13 protein-coding genes are annotated in these 20,625 nt (G+C 72.1%); 5 read left to right on the top strand and 8 right to left on the bottom strand.

Going from position 1 to position 20,625, the window contains the following annotated elements; genetic code table 11:
- The first annotated feature begins 100 nt into the window (after positions 1–100).
- The gene (locus tag ACRX5W_RS17390; protein ID WP_436789076.1) at positions 101–1,681 is read left to right on the top strand and encodes an ABC transporter ATP-binding protein; all 1,581 of its coding nucleotides are present in this window, start codon (positions 101–103) and stop codon (positions 1,679–1,681) included.
- 281 nt (positions 1,682–1,962) lie between these two features.
- Entirely contained in the window at positions 1,963–4,044 is a 2,082-nt protein-coding gene (locus tag ACRX5W_RS17385; protein WP_436789075.1) for an outer membrane protein assembly factor BamB family protein, read from the top strand.
- Positions 4,045–4,077: 33 nt separating this feature from the next.
- Here the strand turns inward: ACRX5W_RS17385 and ACRX5W_RS17380 are convergent, their stop codons facing one another.
- On the bottom strand, positions 4,078–4,692 hold the full coding sequence (locus ACRX5W_RS17380) for a DinB family protein (RefSeq protein ID WP_436789074.1): 615 nt from the start codon (positions 4,690–4,692) through the stop codon (positions 4,078–4,080).
- A 129-nt stretch (positions 4,693–4,821) separates the two neighbouring features.
- Between ACRX5W_RS17380 and ACRX5W_RS17375 the strand changes: the two genes are divergently transcribed.
- Positions 4,822–5,700 (top strand): arginase family protein, encoded by an 879-nt coding sequence (locus ACRX5W_RS17375; RefSeq protein ID WP_436789073.1) that lies wholly within the window; start codon positions 4,822–4,824, stop codon positions 5,698–5,700.
- On the opposite strand, the gene ACRX5W_RS17370 is transcribed toward ACRX5W_RS17375, so the two are convergent.
- The 7 genes from ACRX5W_RS17370 to ACRX5W_RS17340 all read right to left on the bottom strand — a co-directional run bounded on the left by ACRX5W_RS17370 (position 5,587) and on the right by ACRX5W_RS17340 (position 18,831).
- Entirely contained in the window at positions 5,587–7,395 is a 1,809-nt protein-coding gene (locus tag ACRX5W_RS17370; protein ID WP_436789072.1) for a hypothetical protein, read from the bottom strand. The two genes, ACRX5W_RS17375 and ACRX5W_RS17370, sit on opposite strands and share 114 nt — an antisense overlap.
- Before the next feature lie 515 nt (positions 7,396–7,910).
- Positions 7,911–8,555 carry a hypothetical protein gene (locus ACRX5W_RS17365; RefSeq protein ID WP_436789071.1) on the bottom strand — a complete coding sequence of 215 codons (645 nt, stop codon included), beginning with the start codon at positions 8,553–8,555 and terminating at the stop codon, positions 7,911–7,913.
- A gap of 55 nt (positions 8,556–8,610) precedes the next feature.
- Positions 8,611–11,610, bottom strand: coding sequence for a hypothetical protein (locus ACRX5W_RS17360; RefSeq protein WP_436789070.1), 3,000 nt, complete (start codon positions 11,608–11,610; stop codon positions 8,611–8,613).
- The gene (locus tag ACRX5W_RS17355) at positions 11,607–12,668 is read right to left on the bottom strand and encodes a hypothetical protein (RefSeq protein ID WP_436789069.1); all 1,062 of its coding nucleotides are present in this window, start codon (positions 12,666–12,668) and stop codon (positions 11,607–11,609) included. The genes ACRX5W_RS17360 and ACRX5W_RS17355 overlap by 4 nt, the downstream gene beginning before the upstream one ends.
- A 249-nt stretch (positions 12,669–12,917) precedes the next feature.
- Entirely contained in the window at positions 12,918–14,912 is a 1,995-nt protein-coding gene (locus ACRX5W_RS17350; RefSeq protein ID WP_436789068.1) for a hypothetical protein, read from the bottom strand.
- A gap of 93 nt (positions 14,913–15,005) precedes the next feature.
- Complete coding sequence (locus ACRX5W_RS17345; RefSeq protein ID WP_436789067.1) at positions 15,006–17,228, bottom strand: protein kinase domain-containing protein; 2,223 nt, start codon at positions 17,226–17,228, stop codon at positions 15,006–15,008.
- A 1,024-nt stretch (positions 17,229–18,252) separates the two neighbouring features.
- Positions 18,253–18,831, bottom strand: coding sequence for an ATP/GTP-binding protein (locus ACRX5W_RS17340; RefSeq protein WP_436789066.1), 579 nt, complete (start codon positions 18,829–18,831; stop codon positions 18,253–18,255).
- Positions 18,832–19,338: 507 nt separating this feature from the next.
- On the opposite strand from ACRX5W_RS17340, the gene ACRX5W_RS17335 reads away from it, so the two are divergent.
- Positions 19,339–20,202 (top strand): isocitrate lyase/PEP mutase family protein, encoded by an 864-nt coding sequence (locus tag ACRX5W_RS17335; RefSeq protein WP_436789065.1) that lies wholly within the window; start codon positions 19,339–19,341, stop codon positions 20,200–20,202.
- An 89-nt stretch (positions 20,203–20,291) separates the two neighbouring features.
- Positions 20,292–20,537: a hypothetical protein gene (locus tag ACRX5W_RS17330; RefSeq protein WP_436789064.1), complete on the top strand. Its 246-nt coding sequence runs from the start codon at positions 20,292–20,294 to the stop codon at positions 20,535–20,537.
- Positions 20,538–20,625 lie beyond the last annotated feature (88 nt).

The raw sequence follows: 20,625 nt of genomic DNA, 5'->3' as shown, positions 1-20,625 counted from the left end.
CACCCGAGCGGCGCCCGGCCGCCAGGGCGCGGCGGGTGGTCGTGTCCGATTTCGCCCACCTGCTCGTGGACTGGTTCGCGGAATCGCCGAAGGGATCGGGATGACGGCTGTGACTACTGCGCCCATCGCCGACGTCCGAGGCCTGACCATCGGCCCGGAGACCGGACCCGCCACCGTGGTCGGCGTCGACCTGGCCGTCCGCCGCGGAGAAGTACTCGGCATCGTCGGCCGGTCGGGTTCCGGCAAGACCACGCTCTCGCTCGCGCTGCTGGGGCACGTCCGCCCCGGTCTGCGCGTTCGGGAGGGCACCGTACGCGTCGCCGGTATCGACCCCCTGACCAGGGACGGTGCACGCCGCGTACGCGGGCGCGTCGTCACCTTCCTCGGTCAGGACCCCGCGTCGGCACTCAACCCCGCGCGACGCGTGGGCGCGCAACTCGCCGAGGCGGTGACCCTGCGCGCGCCGGGCAAGACGACACGGTCGTTCGTGGCCGATGAGGTGGCCCGACTCCTCACCGGGGTCGGCCTGCCCGCAGACCGGGCGTTCCTGCGCCGCCACCCCCACCAGATCTCCGGCGGACAAGCCCAACGCGTCGCGCTCGCGGTCGCGTTGGCCGGTTCACCCGACCTGGTCGTCCTCGACGAACCGACCAGCGGCCTGGACACCGTGCACGCCGCGCGCACCCGCGCCCTGGTGGCCGACACGCTGCGCGGGTCGGACCGGGCCGCGCTCCTCGTCAGCCACGACCCGCACCTCGTGGCCGGGTTGGCGGACCGCGTGCTGGAGATGGAGGCCGGCCGTGTGGTTGCCGAGGGCGCAGCTCACGAAGTCCTCGCCGACCGGCTGAAGTTGGTCCCGGTCACACCACGCGAAACGGCCCCGCGGCGCGGCGCCGGACTCGAACTGAGGGACGTGAGCGCCTACCACCACAAGCGCAAGGCGCTCAACGATGTCTCCGCCACCGTCGCTCCGGGTTCGTGTACTGCGATCGTCGGCCCGTCCGGTTCCGGGAAGACAACACTGGCCCGGTGTGTGGCGGGCCTGCACGCACACACGGCCGGCACGATCTCCTGGGCGGGAGCAGGGTTGCCGGCCGGCTACCAGCGACGAACCCCTGCTGCACGCAAGGAAGTTCAGCTTGTCCAGCAGGACCCGGTCGGTGCCCTCAACCCCCGCGAATCGGTACGGCAGGCGCTGCGCAGGCCACTGGTCGGCGTACGAGGCCTGCCCGCACCGGCGGCCGACGCGGAGATCGTCCGCCTGCTCGCCCGAGTCCGTCTCGCCCCCGACATGGCAGCGCGCCTACCCTCGGGCCTGTCCGGCGGAGAACGCCAGCGCGTCGCCCTGGCCCGCGCACTCGCGGCCGACCCGCGGGTATTGGTCTGCGACGAGGTCACCTCGGCCCTCGACCCGGAGACCGCCGACACAATTCTCGATCTTCTCGACGATTTGCGCCGCGAACTCGGCCTCACCGTCGTGATGGTCACCCACGACCTGGCCGTCGTGGCCCGCCGCGCCGAACACGTCGTGGTCCTCGACGCGGGCGACGTCGTCGAGTCCGGCCCGGTCCACGACGTGCTGACCGCGCCGAGCCACAAGGTGACCCGGGAACTCATCGAGAGCGCTCCGTCGTTGGCGGCACCGGGCGTGGACACCGCGCCGACGTACAGGCTCGGATGAGGCCGGCGTGGGCACGGCGGACGCCCGTTCTGCCCACCGGTTGGTCGCAGTCGCGGCGGTGACCCGTGGTTCGCCGTCGGTCGGCCGACTGTGAGGACGGCTCCGACGTTGTTCCCCGCGGCGCGGTGTTCACCGATCGCTTCGGCTGGTTCGCCGTTGACGTCTCCTCGTCCATGTCGGCGGACGCCGTGACTGAGGGCTGCGGATACCTGAGAGAATTCGGGCCGTCCTGGCCCAGCCGCGGCTTCGTGCCGATCTCTCACAGACAGGGGTCGCTGTTCATGGATCCTCTTGCGCCCTCCGATCCTCAGCGTGTCGGGGTCTATACGTTGCTCGGGCGCCTCGGCGGAGGCGGCATGGGCCAGGTCTACCTGGGCCGTTCGCCGGGCGGAAGGCCGGTCGCGGTGAAGGTCGTGCACGGGACGATCGCGGCCGACCGGGGGTTTCGGCTCAGGTTCGCCCAGGAGGTCGAGGCGGCGCGTCGGGTCGGCGGCTTCCACACCGCACCAGTGGTCGACGCCGACCCGGAGGGGGATCCGCCGTGGCTGGTGACCGCGTACGTGCCGGGGCCGTCGCTGCACGACGCGGTGGCCGCGTCCGGGCCCATGCCGGTGGACACCGTGCGCAGCCTCGGCGCCGGGCTGGCCGAAGGGCTGGCCGCGATCCACGCGTGCGGTCTGGTGCACCGCGATCTCAAGCCCGCGAACGTGATCCTCGCCGACGACGGGCCGCGCGTGATCGACTTCGGGATCGCCCGCGCGATGGGCGGCGGTTCCGAGCTGACCGTGACCGGGACGATGATCGGCACACCGGGCTTCATGTCCCCGGAACAGGCCAGGGGAGACGCCGAAGTCGGGCCCGAGAGCGATGTCTTCTCGCTCGGCTCGGTGCTGGCGTTCGCGGCGACGGGTGAAGGGCCGTTCGGCGGTGGCTCGCTCGCCGGGATCGTCTACCGCATCGTGTCCGGACAGGCCGATCTGGCCCGGCTGCCCGACGAGTTGCGGGACGTCGTCACGGCCTGCCTCGCGCCGGAGCCGTCGCGTCGGCCCACCCTGGAAGCCGTCACCGAGGGCCTGACGCGGGGCGGCGACACGACGGACATGTTCACGCCCGGATGGCTGCCCGCGACGATCCCTGCGCTCGCGACCGCGGCGATACAAGCCGCGTCCGTCGTGATCCCCCCGCCTCCGAACCCGCCGCTTCCTCCCCGCACTCGGGTGGAGACCCCAGGAGCCGCGGAAGCCGAGGCTCCGACGGTGGTGGCGGGCGGCGGCGGGTCACGTCCGAGTCGGCGCCGCGTGCTGTTCGGAGCGGCGGGCCTGGTCGGTGCGGTGGCCGCCGGTGCGCTGGGCTGGACGCTGCTGGACGGTGACGACAAGAAGGACGGCGGCAGCGAGAACGGGGATGCGCCCGCGTCCTCGCGTACCGGTGAGAAGCGCTGGCACTTCCCCACCACGGGCGTGGTGCTTTCGTACCCGAGAATCGCCGGGGGTACCGTGTACGCGGCGAGCAACGACGGGACGCTCTACGCGCTGAACGCGCAAGACGGCACCGAACGCTGGCATTTCACCACCAACGCGGCCATCGGCTCCGCGCCGGCCGTGGTCGGGGGCGTGGTGTACCTCGGCAGCGACGACAAGAAGCTGTACGCGATCGACGGGGCGACCGGGCTCCTGCGCTGGGCGTTCGAGACCGGCGGCATCGTCCACTCACCGGTCTTCTCCGGCGGCCTCGTCCACGTCGGCAGCGCCGACGGCAACCTGTACGCGGTCAACGCCGACGGCACCGAGCGCTGGCGCTTTCCCACCGGCAACGACACGCACCACGCGGTCTTCGCCGGGGAGACGGTGTACGTGGGATGCAGTGACACCAACCTCTACGCCGTCGACGCCGCTTCCGGCACGAAGAAATGGACGGTGCCGACCGGGGGCGCGGTCTCCGGCTTCCCGGTCGTCGAGCGCGGCAACGTCTATTTCGCCGCCACCGACCAGGTCCTCTACGCCGCCGAGGCCGCGACCGGCAGACCGCTGTGGAAACTCGCCGGGGTGTCCCCCAAGTCCGGCCCGGCGGTGATCGGCGGCGTCGCGTACATGGGCGGCGGGAGCAAGCTCTTCGCCGTCGACGCCCTCACCGGTGCCCCGAGGGGCGAGTACGCCACCGCCGGCGATGTCAGCGCCCCGACCGTCACAGGAGGTGCCGTCTACGTCGGCAGCAGCGACCAGCAGTTGCACGTTCTCGACGCGGCGACCCTGCAACCGCGCTGGAAGTTCCAGGCATCCGCGGCCGTGCAGACCCCCGCCGTCGCCGATGACACCGTCTACTTCGGCACCGCCGACAACTCCCTCTACGCGGTGCGCATCTGACCCGTTAGGTGGTCTGCGGCCACCTGACGATGGTTACGTGGGGTCGACCGCCCCCTGACTGTCGCGACCGGCCCGCCGCGCGGCTTCCTCCAGGCGGTGCCGGTAGTCGGACCAATACGCGCGGTCGTCGGTGGGCATGCTGTTGTTGTCTTTGCGCATACCCACCGTGCCGTCGACGAGTTCGCGGACGATGTCGGCGTGGCCGGCGTGGCGTTGCAGGTCGGCGATGACGTGCACCAAGAGCTGATGCAGCGTCACCCGGCCGCGCTCCCCCGGCCACCACGGCACCTGACCGGGTGCGTCGAGCGGCAGGTCGGTGATCGTGGCGTCCGCATGCCGCCACACCCGGTGATACAGGCCGACGATCTCCTCGCGTGACTCCTCGGGAGTCGCCCACATATCGGAGTTGGGTTCCGCGTCCGCCGAGCTCCATTGCGGCGCTCCAGGGAACGGACGTCCGAAACTGTCGCCGAAGTACCCGATTTCGACACCTGACGCGTGCTTGACCAGGCCGAGCAGGTTGGTGCCGGTGGGGGTCAGCGGCCGACGTACGTCGTACTCGCCCAACCCGTCGAGCTTCCACAACAGCGCGTCGCGGGCCGCTTGCAGGTATCGGTGCAGGTCGGATTTCGCCTTCGAACCGGTCATGTGCGGCAGTTTGTCACGCGACGCGAACGCGAGGCCGAGGAACGGCGGCGCCTACGGCGCGGCAGCGGCAGTAGGGGCCGTTTCCGGCGCGACGGCGCATTCGCGCGCGGAGGAGTACGTTGGAACGTGATGGCAGGCACAGACTGGTTTCTGCTCGGCGCGCCCTGGGACTCCTCCGGTGGCGCCCGCGGCGAGGAATCCGCACCGCAGGCGTTGCGCGCGGCCGGTCTCGCAGACTGGGTCGGGCGTGACGTCGGAGACGCCGAGACCTCGATCCGCACTTCCGACCGCGACACGCGTACCGGCGTGAGGGCCTTGCCCGACACGGTGATGGCCGCCAGGCGGCTCGCGGGCACGCTTGCCGGTGCGCTGCACGACGAGCCGGACAGGCGTCCCCTCGTCGTGGGCGGCGACTGTAGCCTTCTGCTGGGCGTCTTCGGTGCGTTGCCCGGTGGGACCGGCCTGTGGTTCGTCGACGGTCACGCCGACTACCTCGACGGCGACTCGTCCGACAGCGGCGAGACAGCCGACATGGAACTCGCCATGCTGCACGGCCACGGCCCCCCGGACCTCGTGCGCTCCGGACTCGACGAACCGATGCTGCGCGCCGCCGACACCGTCCTGATCGGCCACCGCGCGCACCCGGCCGACAACCAGTCCGTCGCCGAACTCACCCGGCTGCCGGACGAGTTGCCGCGCATCGACGCCGACACGGTACGCGACGATCCGAGCGGCAGCGGACGGCGAGCGGCCGATCGGATCGATACGGAGTCCTGCTGGCTGCACATCGACCTCGACGTGCTGGACCCGACCTCGCTGCCCGCGGTCACCTATCCGCAGCCCGGCGGACCCGACTGGGAGCAACTGACCGCGCTGCTCCGGCCGTTGGCGGCATCACCGCGCCTCGCCGGGGTGAGCGTGGCCGACTTCAGGCCCGACCTCGACCCGGACGGGATGCTCGCGCACCGCGTCGTGGGCATGGTGACCGAGGTGCTGGCCGCACCGTGACCGGACGCGCCGGAACGCGCCCTGCTCGGAGCGCGGGGCCGAAAACGCAGGCACGTCGTCGTCCGTGGCGAGCAGACCGAGAGCCGCCTTCAACATCGCGGTCCCCCAGTTGAGCGGCGTATGCGGTGAGGGGATGATCAATTCACGGCCCTCGTCGTCACGGTAGGTCACGTGGCATTCCGGGACCCGGTACGGCGGGACTTTCCTGACGTGGTAGCCGCCGTCCTCGCGGAGCACGGCGTGCCACTGGTTTTCGCCGGTGACGCCGGCCAGCATGCGGTCGAGGTAATGCACCGCGAATTCCCGGTAACGCTCCCCCTCTTCGGGATCCGCCGGGCGCGTTTGCAGGCTTCGGCGGGCGGCCCAGACGGCGAGTTGACCGAGAGGATGAATCCAAGCCGCTTCGCGGCCTCGCGGAGTGAGACGGCCGCGCATCTCCTGCTTGCGATCAAGATCCGGTTCGCCGTTGCGGGCCTCCGCGTCCGCTTTTGTGTCGCGCTTGATCGCGCGGACGGTCGCCTGCACCTCGTACGTATGGAAGTTCACGCGCTGGTACGAGTCCTCCGCGTAGCGGATGAGGCCCCCGGTCACCGGGTCTTCGAGGTCGCGCAGGCCGTCGAGGACCACGGCCTCCACTTCTCGCGCGGTCATGGGCCGCGCCGGGGCGCCGACGGGAACGCGCGCCCGGGCCAGCAGTTCCGGGAGGCCGTACATCAGCACGTAGACCATGGAGGCGTCCGCCTTGCGGTGCCGGATCGACTCGGGCGGATAATCCGGTGACTCGAACGGAATCCTCCGGGCGATTTCCCGGAGGCCGGCGTCCACCATTGCGCCGACTTTCTCGGAGAAGTCCATGCCGGATTCGAGGAAGCCCATCCCCTCGCTGCCCGCAAGCACGCGGATTTTTTCGAGCAATGCCGTCTCGACGGCCATGACCGAGGTACGCCGCGCGGCGTTCTCCTCCCAAGATCCGGAGCTTTCGTACCGCGGAAATCCGACCGCATCCAGCAATGGCACCACGAAGCGAAGGAACCGTTTGTGCGCGGGGAGGAGTTCGTCGGCTCCGACGAACCCGCGATCGACCGCGTCGAGGACGAGAAACGCGAGCATTTGGAACGAATCCTGTTTGTTGCGCCACCCGTTCGGCTTTTCGGCCTCGAGATCGTCGAACCACAGCGATATGTGCGGCCACTCCTCCTGCCCGACATCCCCCCGCTGCACGACGGCCGCGAACCGCGCGAGTTGCGCGGGTGTGGAGATGAGGTGCAGCGCGCTGCGGATCAAGTCGCGTCCCACCGCGCCCTCCGCCGCATAACGCGCGGGGTCCCGCAGGAAGAGCTCCATCAAGGCCCCGGCGCATTGCACGTGATCGCGCAAGTAGAACATCGTCGACATTTCGCCGTGCCGTACGGTGGGATCGGCGGCGATGTCCGTCGCGGCAACGACGCAGACCCGCCGCGCCGCCCCGTCGACCCGGACACTCCCCGCCTCGATCACCGGCAGATCGAGCGTGCCGCGCTCGTTCAGCACCGACTCGACAACCCGCAGGTGGGCCGGTGAGCCCCCCGCACCGGCCAAACGCGCCAAGGCCGGATCGGCGAACCACCTTCCGGCGCCGCCGGGCCTCCGGCCGACGAGGTTCCTCGCCATCAGCTCGCGCAGCAGGGCTTGGTCCTGGCGGTGAAATGCAGACAACACTTGCTCCGTCATGAGTGGCCGGCACGGGCGCAGCGAAACACCGGACCGCAGAACGGCCCGCAGGGCCCACGGTATTCGCCGCGCCCACAGCCGACAGATGGGCCCCCACGATCGCCGCCCACCCCAAGCATCACGCAAATGGGAACTCGATCGGCTTACGGCGTATTCAGAGGTGCGCAAAGCGTGCTTCCCCGGAAAAGTCCATCAGAACGGGTCCGAGAACGGACGCTCCCTCACCCGATCGTAAATCTCACCCAGCCACGGCCGACGGACGACGGGGAGCCGCGCCAAACGGATCGCGCGGGCAGCGGACTTGCGGTCCAGGTGACATCGACTCGGGATCCTGCCTCGGTCCAGGGTTATGTCGAGGGACACCGCGCCGTCCGGGCCGGTGAAGGAAACGGCTCAGCGCAAGCCGTTTCTCGCGTCGAACCGCAGGGCGCGGGGCGGCAGGGCGCGGGGCGGCGCGACTGCGGGCGGGGGCCGCGGCGCCGCTGCGGCCCGGGCGGTTGTCAGGTTGGAGGCCAGCGGCGGGGGCCGCCGGTGTCCGGGCCGCCGGAGAGCTCGCCGCCCGGATACAGCCCGCCGCCGTGGGTGTGCGGTGGGCGCGGGCCGCCCGGCGGCGGCAGCATGACGGTCGGCGCCTGCTCGGGAGACGATGTGGGCGGCGGGAACGGGTGGACCATGGTGGGGGCGTCCCGCAGCGGCAGGTTCGGCGGGTACGACTCGGGCGCGGGAGGCGGCGGGACCGGCGGGCGCGGCGGGGCCGGCGGCAACGGCGCCGTGTCGTGCCGTACGTCGAGCCCCAGCACCATGCGCCGGCCGCCGACCGGGCACCGCACGGTGTCCTGCCGACCGGGGTCGGCCAGCCGGACGCGCACGAGCAGGTCGACCTCGCGCGGATGCCGCCACGAGCGCCGGGCGCGGACGGTGACGCGGGCCGTCGTGTGCGGCAGGCGCAGCACGTACGGGTCGTCGTCCTGGCCGTGCACCATCGTGCGCCCGAACCGGCCGCGCACCAATACTCCCGCGACCTGGTAGCCGGGCTCGGCCTCCCGGCGTACGCACATCGTCAGCCCACCGGTCCAGCGCGGACGGCGGTAGACCAGCGCCCCCGCGGCACCGACCACGATGACAACGAGCACGATCAGGCCCATCGCGCCTCCTCGCAAGAGTGCCGAACGCCGCGCGTCGGCAGGGGAGTCGGTGATTTCATCGGGTCTCCCCGTTGTTCGGTGCGTCCGGTCCGGACGAGCGTGCCGCGCCTGGTGACGAGGGCTGGTCGGTGGTTCGGGTGTCGGCGTTCTCGGGCCGCACGGGCGCGTTGCCGGGTTGGGTGCTTCCGACCGGTGCCGACGACTGCCCGGTGGAGGTGGCCGGGTTCGGCTTGGACGAGTCGGAGCCGCCCAAGAAGAACACCAGGAGCACCACGACGGTCACCACGACGACGCCGACCGCGACCAGGAGCAGTGGCGTCACGGCCCGGCGTCCGGACCGCCAGTCCGCGTCCGGACGCCGTCCCGAGGTGTTCTTGTCGGTACGCCACCCGGTGGCCCATGACTTGGTCCGCCACGCGTCTTCGGTGCGGCGTTCCGGATCGCGCCCCGGAGGTTCGTCGGGAGGGGGAGCCCACCCGGGAACCGGGGGAACCGGGGCAGGTCCGGCAGGGCGCTGCGGCATTCCGGCGGCGGCCCGCTGACCGCCGCCGGACCGCGCGTCGGGTGAGCCCCCGACCATGAGCCGCAGCAACTCCTCCTCACGGCGCAGTGCCGTTTGCCGCTGCGCCACCGCTTGCCGCAGGTCATCGGAGACAGCCGCGCCGAGCCACTTGTTCGCGATGATCGCGCGGCTGGTCCCCACCAGCCAGGCGTCGGCTTCCTTGGCGGGAAGACCGGCCTGCCGGAGAGCGGCCCTGACGGCGATCAGCAACTCGTAGACGGCTCCCGGCTGCCGCCGCAGGGCGGGCCAGTGCCCGAGTGCGCGGCGCACCGGCTCGTTGTCCATGTCCGCGCCGAGGCGCAGCCTGAGCCAGGCCCAGTGCTCGGCCAGTTCCGTCGCCGGACCACCGGTTCGTGCGGCCCGTTCCAGCAGCGGGATGCGTACGGCGGCGGCCATGTCCGGGACCGCGGCGAGAAGGCGCTGCTGGGTCTGCCCGCCGTCGTCGATCGCGGCGAGTGCGTCCCACACCTGGTGCTGCAACCCGTTGGCCGGGTCGAGTGCGTAGGCCGCCAGCGTGCGGCAGGTGTCGGCGCCCAGGTCGTCGGCCCGGTCCAGCGCGGCCACCAGGAAGGCGACCGCCATCTCGCCGATGTCGGGCTGTGACCGGCACGTCGACAAGATGCCCTGGAGGATCTCCACGGACGGGTGGTGGTGCGTCCTCATCGCACCACGCGGCAACAAGCGGCAGGCGTCGGCCAGTTCCCGCACGTACTCCGCCGCGCCGGACGACCGTGGGACGGCGAAGCGTCTCTCGGACAGGCATTGCAGCAGACCCAACCGGGCGATACCCCGATGCGTGCCGGCGTCGGGATTCCGTGCGTCGAAGTCGGTCACGGCGCCGACGAGTTCGGCGTACTGCCGCTGGTCCTCACCGCACGCGATCCGCAGCCATTCCTGCCACAGCGGCGCGGGCACCGCGTCGAAGCTGCGGTACAGCGCCGCGAGACGGTACGCCTGCACCGCCACGCCCGGGCATTGCTCGACCGCCTGGGCGAGCGTACGCGCGGACACGGTCTGTTCGTCGGGGGGATCCATGACCCACCGCAGCACCGTCAGCCAAGGGGCGCCGCCGGTGGGGGACAGCAACGCCATCAGGCGCGGGAGTTCCTTCGGATTGTGCCGCGCGCACTGCCTTACGGCGGCCAGTCCCACAGCCGGCGTGTGCAGGAGTGCCGTGCCGACCTCCGGCCAGTCGCGTTCCCGGTCGGCTGCGAAGCCCTGGGCCCATGTCGCGACCAGGGCTTCGGGGACGCGCGAACCGCGGGGGACCGACAGGCACATCGCGAAATACTTGTCGGCCTGCCGTTCGTCGTCCCACATCGGGACGATGAACTGTTCGGTGATCGCCGTCGCCTCCGACTCGGCCGCCGCCGGGCCGTGTTCGGATGCCGTGGGCGCCAGAGCCGCGTGCAGGGCCGCCGGGGCGGCTTCGTACAGCTCGCCGCACGGGTATTGGAGCATGGTCGGGTACAGCGCCGGGTCGTGCCGGGCGAACAGGAAGCCGAAAAGGGCCCGGCGTGCCTCGCTGTCGAACTCCGCGAGGCCGCTGCGCTTGAGGGCCTTCAGCACGCGATCGGCGCTGCCCTGTCCCGACCGCACCTCGGTGACCACGAGTTCGGGCAGTGTGAGCGCCTCCAGCACTTCCACCGCCCGGCCCGGTTCGCTGAAGGGCCGGCTCTTGGCGTTCTTGCTCAGCCAGTGCAGCAACCGCTCGCCCTCGCCGACGTCCAGGCGCTCGGTGAGGAGTTCGAGGTAGCGGCGGGCGACGGGCGCGGACGGCGACGGAACCCTGCCCTTCCACGGCGCCTTGATCAGGCCGTCGCCCAGGTAGTCGGCGAAGCACAGGCGCTGGCGCACCTGTTCGGGAACCGGTGTCCACGTGCAGGCGGTGAAATCGGCGCGGTAGCCGTACGGGAGCATCCGGGCCACGGCGTCGATCGCGGCAACCCGCTCGTCGACGCCCGCCTGACCCGCGCCGGTCACCACGACGCGGCCTTCCAGCAGCAGCGCCGCCACCCCGGCGGCCCAGTACAGCATCGCCGCGGCAGTGCCTCCGGACGCCTGCCCGGGCACCGGGCGGGCGTCGCTGTCGGGCAGGTCGAGCGTGGCCGCGCTGCCCTCGTGCAGGGGAACGGCCACCGCCGCCTGGTACAGCTCGGTGAACTCGGTGCCGAGCGGCATCAGTTCGTCGAACGGCAGGGTCATCCACCGGGTGGCGGAGATCCGGCGGTTGGTCCAGTCGGTGTCGTCGGTCCAGTCCATCACCGCGACGCTGCAGTGGTCCCGGGCGCCGTCGCGGCGGCTGCCGAACGCCACCCACGGCAGCGACCCGGGCAGCCCGCTGTCCTCGGTGCGCGGCGTGCCGGGGCTCTCGGCGTGCACCAGCGCGGTGAAGTGCGCCGGAATCCCGGTGCTACACGCGAGAACCCGGTAGTCCCCGTCGTCGCCGGGATCCTTGCTCCAATAAGCCCAATGGGCTTCCACACCGGTCACGACGGCCCCCCGGCAACGGTTCCGGTACGCGATGCGGCACGGCGCCGGTCGCGGCGTACGAGACGGTCCAGGTCCACCAGCGGCTCCAGGATGTTGACCGGAACGGGCACCGAGCGCAGCCGCTCGCGGTACCGCGCCGCGCTTTCCGCGCCCGGCCGGACCGGTCCGCGCGCGGGCACCGGTTCGTGGTCGATGTTGCCGAAGTCGTCCGGGTCGTAGTTGTCGTCGGGGCCCAGGTTGAAGCCGACCGACGAGGTGACGTAGTAGCGGGTCCGCTGCGGCACGAAGCTGTCCTGGATCAGTTTGCGCACCTGCTCACCCGTGCCGCCGGTCGCCCGGCACAACTCGGCGAAGAAGTCCTCGGCGTAGTGGTTGGCGACGCGAGGAAGATAGGGGCGTTTGTCGTCCTGCGTGGCCCAGTGGCCGCGGCACGCGCGGTCGAAGATGGCGGGATCGTCGAACTTGGTGACGCACACGGCGAGATGCTGCGGCAGACGGCCGTCGTCCCGCAAGCGCCCCTGGCGCAAAAGGTGCGCGCTGACCGCGCGGAGCGTACTGCTGAACGCCTCGAACGTCTCGCTGCGCCGACGGGCGTCGCTGACCGGGTCGTAGAGGTAGACCACCGCGTCGGCGTCGGCCAACTGCGCCACGGCCCCGTCCAGCGCCTGGTTGTATTCGCCGCCGGGCCGGTCGTCGACGGTCAGCAGGATCCGCGACGCCGGCGCAGGCTTCAGCCGCAGGCCCCGACGGGAGCGCCGGGCCAGGAGCCAGCGCACGCTGAGGGCCATGTTGGTGCCCTGCGGCAGAACGCGGTCCACCACGAGGCCCTTTTCGGCCTCCGCGAGATAGCCGCGCGAGGTGTCGTCGAGCGGCGTGATCGTCCACCCGTCCGCTCTCCCGCCGGTCCCGTGCAACGCGCGCGGCAGCGCCCACAGGTACGTGCTCTTGCCGCTGCCGCTCGCACCCCACAGCGCCATCCGTACCTCGTTGCCCGCCGGGCCCGACACCGGCGCGCTCGGACCGGGCACGGCCTGACCGGGCACAGCCTGACCGGGCACGGCCTGGGAGTACTGCGGAGGCGGCAAGACGTCCCGGTCGACGAGGCGCGGCGGCAAGGGAGCCGCGGCGCTTGGACGGCTGGTGGTGTCGTCGAAGTCCGGATCGGGTGAGGGAGTGCTGCCGGACCACGGCGGTGGTTGGTTCGGCTGACTCTGCCCTTCGAACGGCTGGTCGCTGATGGCGGTCTCCCTGGGGAGTCGGGCCGCCCGGGAGGGCGGCCGGCGAGCGGCGGGACTGGTGGGCGGCGGTCACCAGAGCGGGTGGCCGGTGCCGGCGGACGGGGTGGGCGCGCGGACGGGCAGGGCCAAGGGCACGGACGCCGTCGGCACCACGTCGTCGGCGAGGGCCCGCAGGTCGGCGTTCGAGCCGAGGACGAACCGCCCGTCCGCGCCCAGCCGTTGCCACATCTCGCGGGTACGGGCGTGTGGGATCGCCGGATCGGGGTGGGTCATCCACGACGGCTCGTCCACCATCGCCAGCGTCCGCACACCCAGGTGTTCGCGCAGCATGCGGAGCGCTTCGGCCCAGTCCAGGCGCCTCGGGCACACGCGGGCGTGGACAACGCTGCCCGCCCGTGTGGTCAGGCTCGCGGGGCGGCTGCCCAGCACCACGAGCGTGCGCTGCGTGCCGGGGCGCCAGCCGAGGCTCAGCGCCCGGTGCAGGGCGTCCTCCAGCGGTGCGGCGAACTGGTCGACGACCGGGTGGGCCTGCCAGTTCTGCACTGCGGACAAGACCGCGCCGGGATCGGTCAGGTCCGTTGCCAGGCAGGGGTCTTCGTCCGCCAGGTGCCGGTCCTTGGAATGGTCGCGGTAGCCGATGGCCGCCAGGCGTACCAGGCTGTCGCTCTCGGGGCCGCGCGGGCGTCCGCCGGGCGGACCGCCGCCGAACGCCGGCGTCGCGGCCGGGCCGCCGCTCGCGCGCAACGCGTGCGCGAGCGTCCGCAGGACCTCCAGCCGCTCGGCCACCACGGTCGCCGAACCGCCCAACTCCACGGCCACCACGACATCGGCGCCGGTCGCCGCGCTGTACCGGTGCGGCAGCGTCGCGGCCAGCTCCCTCCAGCTCTGCGGCCAGCGGCCGAGCGCGTACGACACACCCCGATCGCCGCCCACACCACGTACTTGGAGCCGTACCCGGCCCGGCCCCTCCAACGTCGCCACCACCACCGCCTGCCCCGGCACCGCGATGTCGGCGTGCGCGACGGCCAGTTCGGTCCACTCGTCCTGCGGCCCGCCGCGCGTCAGCACCGGCAGCGCGGCCGGACCGGGCAGCCCCGGCGGCCGGGCCACCGCTACCTCCGTCTCGGTCGTGATCCCCGGGCGCACCGCGGTGCCGGTCGGGAACAGCTCGACCATCGTGACCGAGACACGCCCGTCCGACTCCGCCACCGAGGCCAGCGCCAAGTGGTACGAGCGGCGCAGCGGCACTCCCGTGCACAGGTCGTCGGCGCGCTCGGCCAAGTCGGGCTCATCGGGCTCGGCGATGAATTCGGCCACGGGCGGGGATACTTGGCGCACCGCAGCGGCGAACAGCGCGGGCAGCAGCCAGTTCGCCCGGCGGTGGATCAGGACGTGCTCGGTGATTTCCCCCGGGCGCTCGCCGGGCGGCCGCAGCAGTTCGTCGGCCCAACTCGCCAGGGTCTCCAGGTCGGGTGGCGTGCCCTTGTCACCCTGACCGCCGGCGGCCAGGAAGTGCAGCTCGGCGCGCCCGCGTCCGCCGTCGCCCGGGAGGGCATCGCTCCACTCACGGACGTTGCGCACCACTCGGTCCGCCGTCACCAGCCCGTCGGGGGACGCGGTGAGCGAGCAGGTCGAAAAACCGTCCGCGCCGGTCTCGACGAGCACCACGCGGTCGACGTCCCCGGCGGCCAGCCGGGCCACGGCCGCTTCCGGCGCCCCGCGGGGCCGCCGCTGCGCACGGGCCCGCCGATCGGTCGCGTCCACGATCCCTGCCTGCTCGCGGACAAGCCGGTCGCCTGCCCCTTCGGGCAGCCCGTCGAAACCCCGGCACTGCCGTAACAGGCCGGCCAGCACCCGGTCGTCGCGTCGGCGCAGGCCGTCGGACGTTGCACGCACAGCCGCCCGGATGTCCTGGCGCAGCGCCAAGGCACCGGACGCGTCCGAAGGCTGACCGGCCACCCGGGAGCGACCGCAACCCGGGCACGCCTCGGTGCCGTCGGTGCCGGGATACGTGCACACCGGGCAGTTCCGGGGCGGCCCCACAGCGGGTGCGCTGGCGTTCATCGGGCTCCGGGCTTCGATCGGGACGGATGTCGGACGGGTGTCGGACGGGTGTCGGAGGTCTCGGGCGCCACCGGGTGGCGCCGGGTCGTGCCGTTACGGCGGCGGCAGCCCGCACACCCGCCCGTCAAGGCCCCCGATCACCACCGGCCCGCCCGGCACCACCGCGGCCGGCGCGTGAACGGAACCGGCGCCATTGTGCCGCCACACCGACTGCCCGTCGACCGGATCGAGGACGACCGTGCTGCCGTCCGCGCAGCCGACGACGAGCAGTTCGTCGAGCTGTGCGAGCGAGTTGTGGATCCCGGCGGACAGCCTGGTGTCGTGCCTCAACTCGCCGGTGGCGGTGTCGTAGCCGCGCACCGCGCCGTCCAGGGCGCCGGTGTGCACGGTCCGCGTACCCGGAACCGCCAGGCAGGCCCAGGCCTGTGCGGCGTTGTGCGCCTTCCAGCGCGGGGCTCCGTCCACCGTGTCGAAGGCGTGCACGCCGCCGTCCGCGCCCGCGGCGACCAGCAGACCGTCCGCGACCGCCAGCGCTGTGGGACGTTCGCGCAGGTCGGGCGGATGCGGCCACACGGCCGCGCCGTCGTCCAGGTGCAGCGCGTGCAGCAGGCCGCGGGCGTCGGCGACGTACACGATCCGCCCCGCGACCACCGGCGGCGTCGTGATCGGCGCGCCCACCGGCTCGCTCCAATCCGCCGCGCCCTGGGCCGACGGGAAGGACCACACCACGCCGCTGCCGACCGCGACCACCACGCGACCCGGGGCGACCGCGCAGCCGACGACCCGGCCGCCGACCCGGCGCCTTCCGGTCAACCGGCGCTCGGCCGTGTCGAGGGTGTCGAGGGTGTTGAGCCAGCCGTCCGCCGAACCCGCGTGCACCAGGCCGCCGTCGACGACCGGCGCGCCGTGGAGTCCGCCGGGCAGGCGCTCGTCCCAGCGGAAGTGACCCGTGCGTCCGTCCATGGCGGTCAGCACGCCGTCTGCGGTGGCCGCCAGCACCGTGCCGTCCGGGGTGGAGACCACGTGGCGCACCCAGTCGCCGAGCCTCCGGTCCCACAGCGCCTCCACGGGCGTGGCGCGAACCGGCCGGACGAAGCGCTCGCCGGGCGGCGGTCCCGTCCTCCGGTCCCTGTCGTTCGTCTGGTGCGTGTGGTGCCCGCGGTCCCTCGGGACAGGCTCGGCACGCGGTGCCCAGCGCCGCGGCGGACGCGTGAAGTCGCGGGCGAACGGGCCGGCGCCGATGACGCCGAGCGGGTCGGCCGGGCGGGGGCCGGTGACGCCGAGCGGGTCGGCCAGCATGTCCTGCGTGGGGATGTCCTGCGCGACGCTCCCCTCGGGAGGCGCGACCGCGCGGAGGATGTCGAGGCCGGTGGAGACCGAGGAAGCGTCGTCCGATCCGTACTCGGCCGGCATGTCGTGTCCGTTGCCCCACATCGCCGGCCGTACCGGATGCCTGCGCAGCGCCTCGCGGTGCACCGGCGCCAACGCGTCGGCGAAGTCCGGAAGTTGCCACCGGCCGTCGGCGGGGCGCAGCAGCATCTTGGCCTCGGCGGCGCTGCCGCGCACCTCCGGGTCCTGGTCCAGGAGCCGGCGCAGTACGGCGCTCAGGTCGCTTGGCACGCCGCGGAAATTGATCCGCCCGCGCAACACGTCCGGAAGGTCGTCGAACGGCGGATGCCCGGTGGCGGCGAACAGGGTGATCCCGCCGAGCCCGAACACATCACCCGCCGCGTCGTACCGCGTTCCCTGCCCGGGCCGTTCCGGCGGCAGGTACGACACCGTGCCCATGACATGGCCTACCTGCGTCATCGGCTGCGCACCGACGACCCGCGCCAGGCCGAAGTCGATCACATGCGCGCCGTCGGTGGTGACCAGCACGTTCTTCGGCGTCAGGTCGCGATGCGCGCGGCCCCCGCGGTGCAGGAGGTCCAGCACTTCGGCGATGCGCAGCGCGAGCGCCCGCACCGCGCCACTGGGCAGCGGCCCGTGCGCGTCGACCAGCTCGGCCAGCGTCGGCCCGGCGACGAACGCGGTGGCCAGCCAGGGCCGGTAGGCATCCGGTTCGGCGGCCAACAGCTTCGGCACGGCCGGGTGTTCGAGCTGGGACAGGAACTCCACCTCGCCCCGGAACCGGCGGCGATATTCAGCCGCCTTGGGAGCCTCCAGCAATCCCCGGTGCATCAACTTGACCGCAGCAGCCACACCGGACGACGTGTGTTCGGCGTAGAAGACCTCACCGAACCCCCCGGTCGCCAACCGCTGCAACAGCCGGTACTTCCCGACCTGCGCGGGGCGCTCGCCGAACTCGGCGTCCATAGGGTCTCCTTCGTGCGCACCCCATTTCGACCGGGGGTGAAGCGAAGTTCTTGCGGAGCGGGGCAAGGGTCGGGAAATCGCCGCCGGGCGGGCTGCCGTTGTCGGTGGCCCTCGCTAGGGTGATCGCGGTTTCGCGAGATTCGAGAAGAAGGGACCGCCCACCGCTGCCGGGCTGTCGCCGGGAAGCCCGCCCGGGGGGACGGTTCGCTCCGCGACGCCGGTCGGGCGTGCTCCCCGCGATTCCGAACGCCGGGGTAGGCACCACCGGGCGGAGAGCGGTCGCATGTTCCGCGGGCCGGGCCGGTCCGCCGCAAAGGCTCGCCGGGAGGGCGAGAAGCCCTTTCGCGCACAAGGGGGAGGAGTCACCAGTGCGCCCCACCCCCCACACCAAGGCCGCGCAGCGGCGTCCCCACACCACCCCAGCGGCAGCCGACCACTGCCTCCGAGCCATCGTGGCACGACGACCCGGCCCGTATCCGAGGTTCTTCCCTCGCAAAGCGGCAACCGACGAAAGTTTTTGCGTCACCCACCTCGCCGACCCGGCCGGTACGCCAACACCGCCGCGCGGCTTGCCGGTTGCCGGACCGGGGACTGTCCGGTGGATGTCTCCGGGCCCGAGCGGCGTGGCACGGAGGCTCGCGGCGCTGCGGGTGAAGGAGAGCCGCCAGGCCCGGCGGGCGAGTACACCGAGTACGGGCTTCGGGACCGCGCCTTGCGATCGTAGCCACGACACCACGCGGGCCGGTCCGAAGAGATCCACCGGACAGGCCGTGGACGCCTGACCGCGACTGTCCGTCCCCTTGCGCAGGTCCTGGCCTCCCCGCGCCTCGGCGAAGCCACCGTGCCCGGTGTCGGCCCGCGACGTTGCCGCCCGACTGCACCTGCCCCCGCCTTCCGCCCGGCTTTCGGCCATCCCGTGCGCTCTTCACAACTGCCGCTATAGCTATACCAGTTGGACACCCGCGCCACGACCGCTTCCGACGGAGCCGGTGCGGGGAGCCCGCGGTGGTACGACCGCGGGGGTTCACGTGAGGTCGTCCCGGGGGACGGCCACGAGGACGTCCGTTCGGTCGGCGATCGCCGAACTCACCGCCGTGATGCGGTCGGTGAGGTCGCCGGCCGGAATGTCGACGAGTTCGTGGCCGTACGCGCGGTAGACCTGCTCGTGGATTCGTTCGAAGGCCAATGACTCTTCGAAGGTGATGCGCCTGGCGGACGTGGTCTCGCAGAAACCGAGGTTGCGGACGAAGAACACCTGTCGTTCGTAGATGCGTTGCGACGTGATCCGTTCGAGTTCGGCGGCCAAGGCCGGGGACACCGGCCGTTCCAGGTAGGTGGCGAGCGCCAATGTGCACAGGGGAGAGCGGTCGAACACCTGGGCGTGGTCGGTGCCGGGAGCCGCCAGTTGGCGTCGGCGTTGCAGGTTCACTACCTCGTCGATGAACGACGGCCGCGTCCAAGGTTCGTCGTCGCCTTGTCCCTGCGCCCGGGCGATGACGGTTGTCGCGGCTTCCTCGACGACGCTGTGGCCGAGGCGGGCGAGGCCGCGCAGGATCGATGTCTTGCCGGCGCCGGGGGTGCCGGTGAGGACGTACCGCCGCATGTGCGAAACCTTTCGTGGGGGGCGGAGACAGCAAGGGGCCGCCGGAGCGGCTGGGATGTGCGGGGTGTTCGCGGAAGAGGCGGGGCGGCGAAGGGTCCTCGGCCGGCTCACGGACCGGAGGCGCTCATGTGCCGCGCGGCGTTTTCGTCCAGGCGTAGCCGTCGAGGAGGCGAGGCCGCGCGTCGCCGTGCCGGGGCCATTACAGCGTCCGAGCGTGTGTGCGGCAAGCATGCGGTGGGCGACCGGAGGCGAGAGGCAAACGGGATCGCACGGTTGTGTGAACAGTCAGTTGGTTGTCTCTTGACACGCCCTTTTCCAACTCCACATACTACTGAGTGAATTCGTTCGGCTACATGGCGTAGTCGATCATTTGCCCGTCCGGGCGCGCCGTCGTTTCGGCGCCGCCGCGACCCGGCCGGGCTCCATAGGTCGACCCACCGCACCGGCCGGCCGCCTGCGTGCATCTGCCGAGGCGGAAGGCATTGGCTCTCGGTCCCCGGAGGAACCGTGAACTACGGCAAAGCCCTGCGCGAAGAGATCTCGCACCCTCGTACCACGCCGCTCATCGGCATCTACGACATGTACTCCGCATCCATCGCGGCCGGGCACTACGGGGGCTTCTTCGTCTCCGGTTTCGGCTTCGCCGCTTCCCACTACGGGTTGCCCGACATCGGCTTCATCGCCTGGCCGGACATGGTGAACTTCGCCGAGCGGCTGCGGCTCGCCTTCCCCCGGCACCACATGCTGGTGGACATCGACGACGGCTACGTCGACCCCGAGGTCGCCTGCCACGTCGTGCAGCGCCTCGAACGGGCGGGCGCCTCCGGCGTCATCCTGGAGGACCAGCAGCGCCCGCGTCGCTGCGGCCACGCGGACGGCAAGCAAATCCTGCCCCTGGACGTGTACTTGGCCAAACTCCAGATGGTCCTCGAATCGCGGACCGACCTGCTCGTCGTCGCCCGCACCGACGCCACGGAGGAGGACGAGATCCTGCGCCGGGCCGCCGCGCTCGCCGAGACCGACGCGGACGTGGTCCTGGTGGACGGCGTGCGCAGCGTCGAGTGGATCCGCCGGATCCGGACCGTGATCGGCGACAAGCCGTTGCTGTTCAACCAGATCGCGGGCGGCAAGTCGCCCCGGCTCTCCCTGAGCGAACTCACCGAACTGGGCGTGGACGTCGCGATCTACAGCACCCCCTGCCTGTTCGCCGCGCACAGCGCCATCGACACGGCACTCGCCGAGCTCAGCTTCGCGGACGGGCGGCTGCCGGAGCCGCGCGACGGCGGAGGAATCGGCGTGCGCGAGTCGACCGAGCTGCTGGAGAAGAACATCAGCCGCCACCACGTGTCCCGAGGCACGGTCTCGGTGTGATCGGCGCCGACCACGTCTCCCGTGCCCAAGGCGGCTGTGTGCGAACGCAGTTGGGGCGGCCCCACAGACGCGCGAGTGTTCCGGTCACTGTGGCCGCCCTCGTGGCCGTGCTGCTGTGCACCGGGCACTCCGCAGCGGGTGCCGCCACCGGCGGGCCGGCGGCCTCGACTGCCCGGCCCCTCGCCCCGATCGTCGAAGTGGCGCCCACCATCACGGTGTTGCGCTTCGACGCGTTCGAGACCGACTCGGTGCTGGAAGTCGACCGCTCGCTCAACGCGGCGACCGGCGGCAGCGGCACGGTCGGCAGCGACCGCGAGGGCGGCCCGGGGGACTGAGACCCCGGAGCCCCGAGGTGCCGCAGGTGCCCTGAGGCCCGCGAGCCCCGGGGGTGAGAACGGCGGCGGCCGAGGCGGGCTGAGGCCC

The organism is Yinghuangia sp. YIM S10712 (genome assembly GCF_051388935.1).
Taxonomy (GTDB): Bacteria; Actinomycetota; Actinomycetes; order Streptomycetales; family Streptomycetaceae; genus Yinghuangia.
The sequence above is the reverse complement of the archived record's forward strand: the minus strand, read 5'-3'. Positions and strand labels throughout refer to the sequence as shown.

Coding starts and splice junctions, on each gene's coding strand:
- ACRX5W_RS17390 (WP_436789076.1), top strand. CDS start 101: ATGACGGCTGTGACTACTGCGCCCATCGCCGACGTCCGAGGCCTGACC.
- ACRX5W_RS17385 (WP_436789075.1), top strand. CDS start 1,963: ATGGATCCTCTTGCGCCCTCCGATCCTCAGCGTGTCGGGGTCTATACG.
- ACRX5W_RS17380 (WP_436789074.1), bottom strand. CDS start 4,692: ATGACCGGTTCGAAGGCGAAATCCGACCTGCACCGATACCTGCAAGCG.
- ACRX5W_RS17375 (WP_436789073.1), top strand. CDS start 4,822: ATGGCAGGCACAGACTGGTTTCTGCTCGGCGCGCCCTGGGACTCCTCC.
- ACRX5W_RS17365 (WP_436789071.1), bottom strand. CDS start 8,555: ATGGGCCTGATCGTGCTCGTTGTCATCGTGGTCGGTGCCGCGGGGGCG.
- ACRX5W_RS17350 (WP_436789068.1), bottom strand. CDS start 14,912: ATGAACGCCAGCGCACCCGCTGTGGGGCCGCCCCGGAACTGCCCGGTG.
- ACRX5W_RS17345 (WP_436789067.1), bottom strand. CDS start 17,228: ATGGACGCCGAGTTCGGCGAGCGCCCCGCGCAGGTCGGGAAGTACCGG.
- ACRX5W_RS17340 (WP_436789066.1), bottom strand. CDS start 18,831: ATGCGGCGGTACGTCCTCACCGGCACCCCCGGCGCCGGCAAGACATCG.